Consider the following 12,201-nt stretch of genomic DNA (forward strand, 5'->3'; position numbering starts at 1 on the left):
TAATGAGACTACTGTTAGCAGAATTAAGACACTCAGCGTTGCAATGAGCGACATTGCAGTTTCCAAAATGATGAATAGTTGTATATTGATTCTGTCGACAACAAGTAGCGTCAACGGCAAGGCGCAACAAAAGCCAAAGAGATACCCTCAATAATCGTTCTGAAAGATTTTACACGAAGCTGCTCTCTAATTTCAAAAGCATTGGTATCATGATTTCTCGTATATCCCAGTAAACCCGTCAATTGATAAACCACTGCCATTAAGTAAGAGATACTAAGGGTGGCCAGAATTTGTAATCCCACTTCCAAAAATGAAAGTCCTTTAATCCAGCTGAAAAGTAGGATCAAAAAGACTAAGGGCATTAATTTAACGGTAAGGTACACCAGGAAGGAACATAGACACCGACGTACAAGCATCTCTAAGTGATTATTCCAGATAAATATTTGTTTATGAACATTTATTTCAAAATAACCCGGAAGATTATTAATGGTCGTCTGATACAGAACCATGGTGCTGTAATAAATTGTGATAAACACGACCAACAACGAGTATCTTTCATCTACGCTGCTCATTAGAAGTGCAAGCCCACTACTGCTGATAAAGTAAAACCATGTGCCAATCTGTCCAGTATCTTTGATCGCTAAGAAAATGGCATTTTTCACTGGATCCTTCATGTAAGACCACTTGAAACTGATTGGCTTACGATATTTGTAAAGTCCAAAAAAGACTATCAAAATCAATACTAAAAATAGCACGTACTGCGGTTCAAAACTGAAAAAGGATGCAGCAGTTAAAATTTTTTCGTTTAAAAAAATTCTTATAAACTCGACGCATAAACTTTTCCCCACACTTGCTGTGAATACAAATGCAAAAATAAGTACAAGTATATTCTTTACAAGCTCGTTCCTCAGCCACTTCTCCAATGAAAAGTGCATAAAAGTAATGAGAGCAATGCCCAATCTCGCCAGAAAAAGACTGCAAGAAAGCCAACGAACGCCGCGAAGATTTTCTATAGTCAGCGTTATAAGAAAGAGCAAAAAAGGTATTCGCGTAATGGAGATAATCGCTCTTATACAAAATACAGCCTTCAACAGACTTAAGGAAATGCCCGAACGCATTCCGAATCTTATTATCGGTTGATTCAAGGACATAAGACAAAGTGACTTTAAATCCTGATAATAAATGACGGCATTGGCCGCGACAAGAACTCCAAGTATTTCAGGAACATTTAAAGTGAACCCAGACCACACCATCATAATTTTCTTGATATCGTCAAGAAGGACTCCTGATATCAAGATTTCTCTAAGAATAATTATTGAAGCGGCCAAGCCGGCTAAGTTGATCATTCCCCAAAACCAAACTGTCTTTCTAGCGGAGAGTGTATCAACAAAAGGAACACCAGAAAGACCTCTTTTTAACGAAACCGCCAATACTTCAATCATTTTAGGTCATCTCCAAAACAAGGGCGTTACAAACGTTTCTAGGCTGGCTGAAATAATGAGTAATATCAGTATGAGCACTATTGTATTTCTAAGTGCCAACCTCTGTGTCCGAGTCTTGAGATTAATTCGCTGAAATCCTATATTTGCCGCAATCATTAGCGCACCCAGTTCAACTAATCCGTGAATACTTATCAGACCAAGAAAGTACCAGACTTCACCAGTTGTATAGATATTCAGCGTTAGCAAGAAGGAAATGGACACTGCGTTTGCTAACAATACAATCACTGTTGATACCTTATACAAGAAGAACCCACTTATTAATAAGAGTGAAACGAAAATATTTTTTACGTAAATTGCAAGAACAAGTTAGCCAGTCGTTGAGGACAATCCCAGAACAGGCCGTTATCAAATAGAAGTTGTGGCGCTAGAGAGACTACTGGGCCATGCGGCGAACGCGCCGAGCTTCGGCCTCAAAGTTTTGCTGGGGTGTGCAGTAGCCCTGTTGTTTGCGAGGCAACTGATTCAAGCGGTCTTGCGTGGCCTGCACTTGACTAGGGCTAATGTCATCTAGGGACATGCCCTTAGGGAAGTCCTGGCGAATCATCCGGTTATGTGCCTCGTTGGTGCCACGGTCGCAGGACGTGTAAGGATGGGCGTAGAAGATCTCAGTTTCCGTCCCAGCAAAAGCAGTATTTAAGGCGGTGAACTCGGGTCCGTTGTCGGCTGTGATGGTCTTGATGCAAGCTCCCCATTCGCGCTTGATTCCACGCAATGCATAGCTCACAGAGTCTGCATCTCGTCCTTCGATCAAGCGGAGAAGTTGGCAACGGGTCTTGCGCTCAATCAGAGTCAAGATGACGCTCTCCTTGCCATTGCGTTTACCGACAATGGTATCCATCTCCCAGTGACCGAACTGCCTGCGTCGTTCAACGACCTTAGGCCGTTCCTCGATACTGCGGCCAGCCAGGCGCTTAGCCTTGGTGTGGTGCTGGTGAGAGGTCTTCCGCTTAGTCTTCTCCAACAGGTCGATATTTCGAATCTCTAGGCGTTGGTCGTCAATGTACTGGTACAAAGTCGAGGCACAAACAAGCTCTTCAGGAGTAAACAGCTTGTGTCGCTTGGCATAGCCGATTGAAGCATCCGGCGACCATTTGTCCTGCTTAGCTCGCTGTACGTACCAGGCTAAGAAGACCTGTACGCTGGCGAACTTGTCAGGACGATGACAGCTCAAGCGTGCAGTCTCGTAACGTGCCTGAGCAGCCTCTGGCAGGTATTGTCGATGGTAGACGCGCTTGCCATTACTCTTCTTGACCTGATCTACTGTACCTCGCTTCATTTCATTATTAATGGTCTGCGGGCAGACGCCAATTTCAGCAGCAATCCAACGATTGGACTTCCCAGCTTGGCGGAATCCGGCCACTTTTCCGCGCTCGAGTGATGTTAAGTGCTGACCTTTTTGGCGGTGTGTGCTATCCTGTTTCTGCATCAAGACAATATCCTCTTCCATTGTTTGTGTAGGAACTTCAATGATACAGGATATCTGTTCTTGATGTTTTTTATTGTCCAAAAAATTTTGAGACAGTGGCTAACTTGATTCTAAAATGCGCGATCTCATTTTCTGTCCTTTTCCTTGGCATGATTTTTCTTTATATGCAAAAAAGCTCCAAATTCGGAGCTTTTTTAGTAAACAGGTTGTGCCTAGTGACCCTTAAGACCAAATTGTCTTTGAACCCATGCATGCCTGTCAGCCCAATTTACGTGTGAATTGAATTAAAAGTATTATCATTAAAAATATTTTTAAGCTGTTCGCTTGCATTGTCTAAAGCCTGATTTAATTCAATACCACGCGCAAATTCCTTAGTTTCTTGGTATCCTTGCCAAGAGCGCACCATATCAGGTCTGGTCTTTAGCTGATCAATGATTTCTTTACCCTGTCTCAGACTAATGTCACTGATTCCTTTCGCTTTTGCCGTTTTTTTAAATGCCTCAACCAGCGTGCTTTGATCCAAATCTGCTAAAGTTGTCATGCCCAGCACCCAAATATCATAAAAGTCCTTTTCCCGAGTATTTCTAATGCTTTTTTGATAAATGGTTACCAACTTATCGGTCATAATTTGTTCTAGCGGAAATGCGTTCATCATAAATTTATCGGTGGAATCAATAAAATTTGTATGTGTCAATCTCATTGGCTTTGGATATACCACATCTCCTGTTGATACATCAATGTTCAACTTAGAACGTGTCTTCCCCATTGTACCGAGAACACCAACACGAAAACCCGGATATTCATGCTCATTCATTTCTGATTTAATGCGTGTCACGGTGAAATGAATAGGACTTTGTGCATGATCAAAAATAGTCGTCAACACTTTTTTGAGGTTGTCTGGATTTAAGTCTTGGTTATTCATTGTCGTATCAAGATCTATCGTAGTTCGTCTTGACACCCCAACAATCATGGCTACTTCAAACCCGCCTTTGAAAATGAAGTTATCTTGGTAAGCCGATTCGGAAATCTGCCGTAATAATTCTTGCAATCTGAAAAGCAGCTGCATATTTTGTCGCGGAACCCCAAGCGCATCAGCTGCTTCATTAATTCGATTGGCAATTTTGTGAGGCGAAAGATTTGCATAAGGGTTCATCAGACAAGTACCTCTAAAAGTTTTGTTAAGTCGCTGTGTGGATACAGTTGCTTTTTAAGCTTTAAAAGGCGCTCAAACGACGCATTGTTTTGCCCATATTCATCAAAGTAATTCTTAAACGCTTCATTACGAGTGTAAGGAGCAACATCAGGTCGTTCCCATACATCTAATAAAGTGCGTTCAACTGAATAGGTTCGTACAAAATTCATATTGGGCGTTTCGACTGTGGTAATGCCTGGAAAGTATCGATTAGGCACATAATAAATTGGCACAATCCAATGCTCTGATAACCGAGGATTACGATACCCACGCGGAAAAGCCATAATAAATCGATCTGGGATCTGGTCAGTTAGCCCATATAAGAATAAAGCGGTATCAAGTGCAAACACACCTCTGCTATAGCGTTGTGAAAGGATTGCAAAGTCGTCCCATGTGTAGCCATTTTCGACATAGACACCACGTGCTTCGCGTGAAATTCGCCCCTCTCTAATAGCATTGGTTAGCATTGAAGAAGAAACACCGTACTGAGCCGCTGTGCCGCTAACAAAGGTGTGATAGTCTGCCAGTAACGAATCGAGTCCCTTGTTTTTGCCCATAAAGATCCTCCCGTTTAATTTCGTTTGTAACTACGCCTTTAGTCTATTATACGTTGTACATAACAACATATCAACTTTTAAGATTAAACCGTATCAATGTCTCCACGAAGCTTTACGAAATACAAGAATAGTTAAATTCTGGCAAGCATTATTGGTCGCTATCTCCCCAAGCTCTTCAATAGATATCGCCATGGTTACGTGCAAGAAATATCATTTCGAAATATTGCTGGTTGTCGAAAACTGCAACTGGCTATTTTCTAACAGCTTAACCCAAGGGGAGCAGTCGCACGATTAATTTTTTAAAATGATTCCTCTTTGGCATTAAGATATCTTTCACTTTTTCAAACGCATTTGTCAGTTACTGGCAGAGTATAACAAAGACGGCTCTCAAGAGGAGAGCCGTCCAAGATGAAAGATTTATTCTTCAACACTACTTAACGCAAAACTATTTTTCAGGCTTTGTTATAACAGATTGCTGGGGGAGTTATTTCAGCAAAACCCAGTTTCTTGAACTCTTTTAAGCTCGTTGGGCTACAAACTTATTTTAAGCTGTTCTTCGTTTCCGATAGTCGTAAACTGTCATTGCAATCCCCATCATGAGCACGAGAACAGCAGTCTAAAGTAAACCTGGCACGGGAGTCAAAACATCCTACTCCTTCGGCTTCGGCCGCCGCTCCAAATGCCGGCGCATTTTATCCAACAGAAATAACTGGTCATTATTCCAAGGACTGTTGCGGCGGGCGAGATGAGCAGCATAGTTGGCTGTATCATGGTTAAATTCACGATCAGAACGCTGAACCTCTTTGAGGAAATCGCGCGAACTGATGCGGAGCGCGCCGCGGGAGAAAACGGTCCACTGTTCCGCCTGATCGCTGGTGACGACCACCAGCTGCACGAGAGGCGAGTTCATTTCCTGGGCTAACCGTTCGATGTAACTATCCGCAGTTTCGTCTTCTTTGGTGAAGACTACTTGCAGATCCCACTTCGCATAGCTTTTGCCGATACCAGGTACATACATGGCATCGAAGACAACAATGATTTTGGCGTTTTCGTGGCTGCGGTATTCTGCCAGGATGTCCAACAGTCGATCGCGGGCAACATCGAAGTGGTCTTCCGCTTTCAATTTGGCCAGCTCCGGCCAGTTTCCAATGACGTTATAGCCGTCGACAATCAAAATGTGTTCGCGCATGATTATTTGCCCTCGTGACGGCTAGCAAATGCTTGATACATCAAGATGCCGGCCGCAACACTGGCGTTTAAGCTTTGCACGTGGCCGACCATTGGAATGGCAATCGTGGCGTCCATGAGTTTGGCAATTCCGGGCGAAATTCCTTTGCCTTCGTTGCCAATCACAAGCGCCGTACTGCCTTTTGCATCCCACTGGCGATAATCCTGACCATCCATCGCGGTGCCAAAGACCCACATGCCGCGGTCTTTTAACTGTTTGATGGTCTGCGCCAGATTAGTGACCCGGGCAACCGGAACGTATTCGATTGCACCGGTGCTGACTTTGGCAACCGCACTGGTGAGACCCACGGCGCGATGTTTGGGAATGATAATCCCATGTACGCCGCTAGCATCAGCAGTTCGCAGAATCGAGCCCAGATTGTGCGGATCTTCTAAGTTGTCCAACAACAAGAAAAACGGATCTTCGCCTTTATCCGCTGCATGTTGAAAAAGATCATCCACACTCGCGTAAGCATAGGGCGTCATTGCCAGCAAAACGCCTTGATGATTGCCATGGTCACTCATGAGGTCGAGTTTTTGTTTCGGTGCGGTAGCGACCAGAATTTTCTTTTTTTGCGCGATGCCGATTAAATGCTGAATCGGCTCGCTTTTTAGATCGGTTTGAACAAAAAGTTTGTTAATAGTTGCGGCGGTGCCGGCTTTGAGTGCAGCTTCAACGGCATGGCGGCCAAAGACAAACTCATCCGGATCGTGTTCATTTGGTGCTGCTTGCGGCTGTTTTGCCATGACCCGTCTTCCCTTCTTCAACGTACTGAATACACCATGCGGCTAATTCGGCAACCCGCTTGTCGTGCTTTTCGAGATGCAGATAGCCAAATAAGGCCTCAAAGCCGGTCGAAACGCGATACGTGACGACATCGGTATTCTTGGCATGCGTGTAACTTTTGGCATTACGCCCATGTTTGAAAACCGCGACCTCTTCGTCGTTAAGCAAGTGCTCGTCTTCCATCCCCGCGATTAAGGCCGCCTGCGCTTTGGCAGAAACAAAATCTTTGGCGGCGCGCTGTAAGGCAGCCGGGCGCACCAACCCGCGTTTGAGAAGATGTTCCCGAACGTAGACCTCATAAACCGCATCGCCCATATAGGCCAATGCGATGCCGTTCAATTGTTTTGGATCAAATGTCATTTTCTGCGCCACCGCGTTCCTTGAGGAGTGTCTTCCAAAATAATACCTTGCGCTGCCAGCTGATCACGAATCTGATCACTTTTGGCAAAGTCTTTCGCTGCCCGGGCAACATCGCGCGCTTTCACTAACGCATCAATATCGGCATCGAGATTGGTCTGATCGGCAAAAACCACGCCGAAGATCTGCAGCCACGCATCATAAAGATTCAGTAAGTCGTCGAGGCTTTCACGATTAACCGTATTTTCGTTGGCATATTCGTTCAGTAATTTAGCCAAGTCAAAAAGGACGGTCAACCCGTTTTGGACGTTTACATCATCATCCATGGCGGTGATAAATTGGTCTTTCAACGTTTGTAATTGTTCAGTGATCTTGGGATCAACGCCTGGGACGGCATTATCGCGGCGATAAACCAGATTTTCACGGGCGATTTTTAGGCGATTAAGGCTGTTCGCTGCGTTCTTGAGGTTGGCATCGGAGTAACGTATTGGCATCCGGTATTGAGTGCCGGCCATGAAGAACCGCAGAACTTGCGGATCGACTGTTTTCAAAATGTCATGAACCGTAATGAAGTTACCAAGCGATTTGCTCATTTTTTCATCATCTTCGCCAATGGTCACAAAGCCATTGTGCATCCAATAGCGGACGAACTGCTTGCCGGTTTTGGCTTCACTCTGGGCGATTTCATTTTCGTGATGCGGGAACTCAAGATCCTGACCGCCGCCGTGAATGTCAAACGTATCGCCGAGAAGTTGGGTGCTCATGACCGAGCATTCGATGTGCCACCCTGGTCGGCCTTTGCCCCAAGGAGAGTCCCAGCTGATTTCACCGGGCTTGGCAGCTTTCCACAATGCAAAATCAATCGGATCTTCTTTTTTAGCCAGTTCTTCTTGCGTAATGTGCTGACTGGCGCCTTCTTCGAGTTCGTCGACATTTTGATGGCTTAACTCGCCATAATGTTTGAACTTGCGCGCCCGATAATACACGTCCCCATCGACGGCGTAAGCATAGCCTTTTGCGACCAAGTCCTGAACAAAATCAATAATGTCCGGAATCATTTGACTCGCGCGTGGATGGGCAGTCGCTGGTTCGATTCCCAACGCCGTGGTATCTTCCATGAAGGCATCAATAAACCGCTGCGCCAAATCGAGCGGTGCTTCGCCGGTTTTATGCGCGGCATTGATGATTTTATCGTCAACATCCGTGAAATTCGAAACATAAGTGACATGATAACCGCGGTATTCAAAATAGCGGCGAATCGTATCAAACGCAATCGCACTGCGCGTATTACCGATGTGGATATAATTATAGACAGTCGGTCCGCAGACGTACATCCGAATCTCTCCAGGGTGCAGTGGCGTGAACGGCTCTTTTTGCCGGGACATCGTATTATATAACGTTAACATCGGCTCATTTCCTTCCTGTAGCGTCTTAACTGCATTTTACAGGAAAAGCTTCCGTTTATAAAGGAAAGAGCGTGAGCAGGGCCGGTTAGAAACCGGAGCATAAGTGGCCTCAAGCTTAAATGGCCAAAGACCAGCCATTTAAGCTTGAGGTCCTTATGTGTAGGTTTCTGGCCCAGCGAACGCGTTTGGGAACCGGATTGCCTCCCAATCTTTACTGTTTCAACCTAACAAGTACCCAACCTTAGCCATCACGCTAAGGTCCTTACCCACCGACTTCCGGCCCCAGTTTACTCGCCGCATAGAACCAAAAAGACTCCTTACATACCAGCAAGGAAGCCGAAAATCTCCACTCGTTGTTAACGCGTCACGATCGATAAACGAATCCCTTTTCCAAGTCCCTTAGCATACCGTGACAATGTCGTCAGCGACGGAACAGAGTCTAAGCGCTCAATCTTTGCAAGCTGCGGCTGCTTCATGCCAATTGTTTCGGCGAATTGCTTTTGTGAGATCCCGCGGCGAATCCGTTCCGCTTCAAGTTCAGTTAATGCATCGATGATGGTCAATGCTTCGTCAGGAATAGAATCAATTTTACCCTTAACTTCATTCCAAGTGGACACAGAACTGCCCCCTTCTTTTTAACCCATCATCTCAATTTTTTAACCTTTAATCAATCTTCCGCTTCGGATTCAAGATATTCAGCGGATCAAACAAGTCCTTGATTTGATGCTGAATTTCATCAACATCAAAGCCGAGCTCCTCGTTGTTCCACTGATTCTTGCTCATCCCCACGGCGTGCTCGCCGGAAATCGTGCCGCCCAACGCCAGTGCTTTGCGGAACATCATGCGAATGGCTTGGAGCGCTTCTTTTGGCGGTTCCGTCTGGTCGGCTGGCCAGATAACCGTTGGATGCACATTGCCGTCACCGGCATGGCCGGCAGTGTAGATTTCAACGTTCAAATCTTTGGCAATCTCGGCAATGTAGTCCATCATCTCCGGCAGCTTGGATAGCGGCACGGCCATATCTTCCATAATGTGTTGACCATTCGCGAAGACCGCTGGTAACATATCCTGCCGCAGTTTGATGATGGCGCCTGCTTCATCAGGATCGCTGGTTACCTTGATATTCTTGGCGTGATCAGCCGTTAAAATCTGTTCTGCCATTTTCAGACTGGCTTCACCACCCGCATCCAGCCGGAAAATGAGCATTGCCTCGGCACCTTCTGCATAGTGTGTGCCTTTATACCGATCCAACGCCGCAACGGTCAAGCCGTCCAGTGCTTCGAGGGTCACCGGATAAATCCCCGACAACCGCAAATCTTCGACCCCTTTGGCCAAGGCCGTCATGTTATCAAAATAAGCCACCCCGACCACAGGCGTCCCGATCGGAATCGGATTCAACTTAACGGTGATTTCCGTAATAATGCCTAATGTGCCTTCAGATCCCACAAAAAAATGGGTCAAGTCATAGCTAAAGGCATGCTTATAAGTGCGACCGCCGAGTTTGATTTCTCTGCCATCTGCAAGCACGACTTTCAAGCCCAGCACATTGTCCGTTGTTGCGCCGTACTTGACCGTACTCATCCCACCGGCATTGGTCGCTGCGTTACCGCCGATACTGGAAATCGGCTTAGAACCCGGATCAGGCGCATAGAACAAGCCTTGCTTGCGGGCTTCTTTATCCAAGTCACCGTTAATCACGCCCGGTTCTACAACCGCCAACAAGTCACCTTTGCTGATTTCCTTAATCCGATTCATGCGCACCGTTGATATGATAATGCTGCCATTGAGGCCATCCGCCCCGATAACGGTACTGGTATCCGCGCCTTGAGGAACGACCGGAATGTGATATTGCCGCGCTATTTTCAAAACACCTTGAATATCCGCAACATCGCCAGCCGCGACATAGGCCAAAATTCTGCCGTCAATCTCCAGCTGAGCATTGCCATTGGCGCTATGTTTGCGCGCAACCTGATCATCTGTATGAATCTCCGCGTGCGGTGCGGCGGCACGTAAAGCTGCAAGGATCTCCGCATTGTCATAAGCAGTAAAAATTGCCATTATCCAGACCTCCATTGCTTTGATTGCTGGGTTCATTATAAAAATCCTTATCCTCATTATGAACCTATTTTCAAAAGGCTGGGTTGATTTAGTCTGGAAAACGCGATCTCTCCTCATTCAACGTGGCAGCACACAAAAAATCCGCGACATTGCGCGGATTTTTTCTGCTAATTAAAGTTGTGATGTGACCAAATCAACGTTCTTCAACACCTGATCGCGCCCCATGAGCTCAATCGTTTCAGCCAGTTGTGGGCCATGCATCCGCAGCGTTGCGGCAATGCGGATCGGCATGTACAACTTGCGGCCTTTAACCTGGGTTTCTTGCTTGACTTCGTTGACAATGCGGCCAACGGAATACGCGTCGAAGGTGTCCAATGCTCGGATTTTTTTAGCGAATGCTTCGATAACCGGCTTGGCATTGTCGTCAGCCAGCTCCTTACGCTCGTCATCCGTCAGATCGGTTGCCTTGTCGAAGAAAATATCGGCAAGTTTGCTAATCTGCGCGGTATAACTCATCTGATCGGTGTACAAGCTGATCAGTTGACGGGCCCACTCGATGGTTTTTGGATCCGGATCGCTATGAATCAAGCCATCTTCAATCAGGTTTGCCAGCGACATGCTCATTAACTCGTTCGGATTCGTCTTTTGCTTAGCTTTAATATACTGGTTGTTAACCCATTCCAGCTTCTTCTGGTCGAAGCGTGCCGGACTCTTGGATAAGCGCTTCGGATCGAACTGCTTGATGAATTCCTTTTTGGTGAAAATCTCATCTTCGCCAACCGGTGACCAGCCTAACAGCGTGATGAAGTTAAACATCGCTTCCGGCAAGTAGCCGAGTTCACGATATTGTTCGATGAACTGTAAGACAGTTTCATCACGTTTGGACAGCTTTTTGCCGGTTGCGCCATTGATGATCAAGGTCATATGGCCAAAAATCGGTGGTTTCCAGCCAAAAGCGTCATAAATCGCCAGCTGCTTAGGCGTGTTGGCAATGTGGTCATCGCCGCGCAGCACGTGGCTGATTTCCATGAGATGGTCATCAACCACCACCGCAAAGTTATACGTCGGCATGCCGTCGCGCTTCTGAATGACAAAATCGCCACCAAGCGTATTGGCATCAATCGAAATCTTGCCTTTGACAATGTCATCCCATTCGTAAGTCTTATCGGTCGGGATGTGGAACCGGATAACCGGCTGTAACCCCTTGGCTTTCGCCGCAGCAATGGCCTCTGCCTTTTCGGCTTCACTCATACCTTCATATTCGTATTCATAATGGGGCATTTCGTGACGGGCCTTTTGGGCTTCGCGATCGGCTTTCAGTTCCTCTTCGGTCCGATAAGATTCATAAGCAAAGCCCTTATCGACAAGTTGTTTGATCAGCTTGTCATAAATGTCTTTACGCTCAGACTGGCGGTAAGGGCCAAAGTCCCCACCTTTGTCAGGGCCTTCATCCCAATCAATCCCAAGCCAGTGGAGATTCTCCATTTGACTCTTCTCGCCATCTGCAACGTTCCGCTTTGTATCGGTATCTTCAATCCGCAGCACCAACGTTCCCTTGTTGTGCCGTGCGAACAAATAATTGAACAGTGCCGTCCGTGCATTGCCAATATGCAAATGCCCGGTCGGACTAGGTGCATAACGCACCCGAATTGGTCGATCTGCCAATGTCTTAGCCTCCATTTTCTGTAA

General features: G+C 46.2%; 12 protein-coding genes. All 12 read right to left on the reverse strand.

Going from position 1 to position 12,201, the window contains the following annotated elements:
* Positions 1 to 110 precede the first annotated feature (110 nt).
* Positions 111 to 1,442: a hypothetical protein gene (locus LBCZ_RS10730; RefSeq protein WP_025013922.1), complete on the reverse strand. Its 1,332-nt coding sequence runs from the start codon at positions 1,440 to 1,442 to the stop codon at positions 111 to 113.
* 6 nt (positions 1,443 to 1,448) lie between these two features.
* A complete protein-coding gene (locus LBCZ_RS10735; RefSeq protein WP_225423326.1) occupies positions 1,449 to 1,796 on the reverse strand; it encodes a stage II sporulation protein M in 348 nt (115 codons plus the stop codon).
* 79 nt (positions 1,797 to 1,875) lie between these two features.
* The gene (locus tag LBCZ_RS10740) at positions 1,876 to 2,928 is read right to left on the reverse strand and encodes an IS30 family transposase (protein WP_039639232.1); all 1,053 of its coding nucleotides are present in this window, start codon (positions 2,926 to 2,928) and stop codon (positions 1,876 to 1,878) included.
* 268 nt (positions 2,929 to 3,196) lie between these two features.
* Entirely contained in the window at positions 3,197 to 4,081 is an 885-nt protein-coding gene (locus LBCZ_RS10745; protein WP_025013694.1) for a nucleotidyl transferase AbiEii/AbiGii toxin family protein, read from the reverse strand.
* Positions 4,081 to 4,677, reverse strand: coding sequence for a type IV toxin-antitoxin system AbiEi family antitoxin domain-containing protein (locus tag LBCZ_RS10750; RefSeq protein ID WP_025013695.1), 597 nt, complete (start codon positions 4,675 to 4,677; stop codon positions 4,081 to 4,083). Before LBCZ_RS10750 ends, LBCZ_RS10745 begins: the two co-directional genes overlap by 1 nt.
* A 649-nt stretch (positions 4,678 to 5,326) precedes the next feature.
* Complete coding sequence (locus tag LBCZ_RS10755; RefSeq protein ID WP_010492225.1) at positions 5,327 to 5,866, reverse strand: NYN domain-containing protein; 540 nt, start codon at positions 5,864 to 5,866, stop codon at positions 5,327 to 5,329.
* A gap of 2 nt (positions 5,867 to 5,868) precedes the next feature.
* Positions 5,869 to 6,651, reverse strand: coding sequence for a 23S rRNA (guanosine(2251)-2'-O)-methyltransferase RlmB (gene rlmB, locus LBCZ_RS10760; RefSeq protein WP_010492226.1), 783 nt, complete (start codon positions 6,649 to 6,651; stop codon positions 5,869 to 5,871).
* Positions 6,620 to 7,051 carry a Mini-ribonuclease 3 gene (locus tag LBCZ_RS10765; protein ID WP_025013696.1) on the reverse strand — a complete coding sequence of 144 codons (432 nt, stop codon included), beginning with the start codon at positions 7,049 to 7,051 and terminating at the stop codon, positions 6,620 to 6,622. Before LBCZ_RS10765 ends, rlmB begins: the two co-directional genes overlap by 32 nt.
* Complete coding sequence (cysS, locus tag LBCZ_RS10770; RefSeq protein ID WP_025013697.1) at positions 7,048 to 8,454, reverse strand: cysteine--tRNA ligase; 1,407 nt, start codon at positions 8,452 to 8,454, stop codon at positions 7,048 to 7,050. The genes LBCZ_RS10765 and cysS overlap by 4 nt, the downstream gene beginning before the upstream one ends.
* Before the next feature lie 356 nt (positions 8,455 to 8,810).
* On the reverse strand, positions 8,811 to 9,071 hold the full coding sequence (locus LBCZ_RS10775) for a helix-turn-helix domain-containing protein (protein WP_025013698.1): 261 nt from the start codon (positions 9,069 to 9,071) through the stop codon (positions 8,811 to 8,813).
* Positions 9,072 to 9,117: 46 nt separating this feature from the next.
* On the reverse strand, positions 9,118 to 10,512 hold the full coding sequence (locus tag LBCZ_RS10780; protein ID WP_025013699.1) for an FAD-binding oxidoreductase: 1,395 nt from the start codon (positions 10,510 to 10,512) through the stop codon (positions 9,118 to 9,120).
* A gap of 171 nt (positions 10,513 to 10,683) precedes the next feature.
* A complete protein-coding gene (gene gltX / locus LBCZ_RS10785) occupies positions 10,684 to 12,177 on the reverse strand; it encodes a glutamate--tRNA ligase (RefSeq protein WP_039639326.1) in 1,494 nt (497 codons plus the stop codon).
* Positions 12,178 to 12,201: the final 24 nt, after the last annotated feature.

Origin of the sequence: Lacticaseibacillus casei DSM 20011 = JCM 1134 = ATCC 393, from assembly GCF_000829055.1 — a bacterium.
GTDB lineage: Bacteria > Bacillota > Bacilli > Lactobacillales > Lactobacillaceae > Lacticaseibacillus > Lacticaseibacillus casei.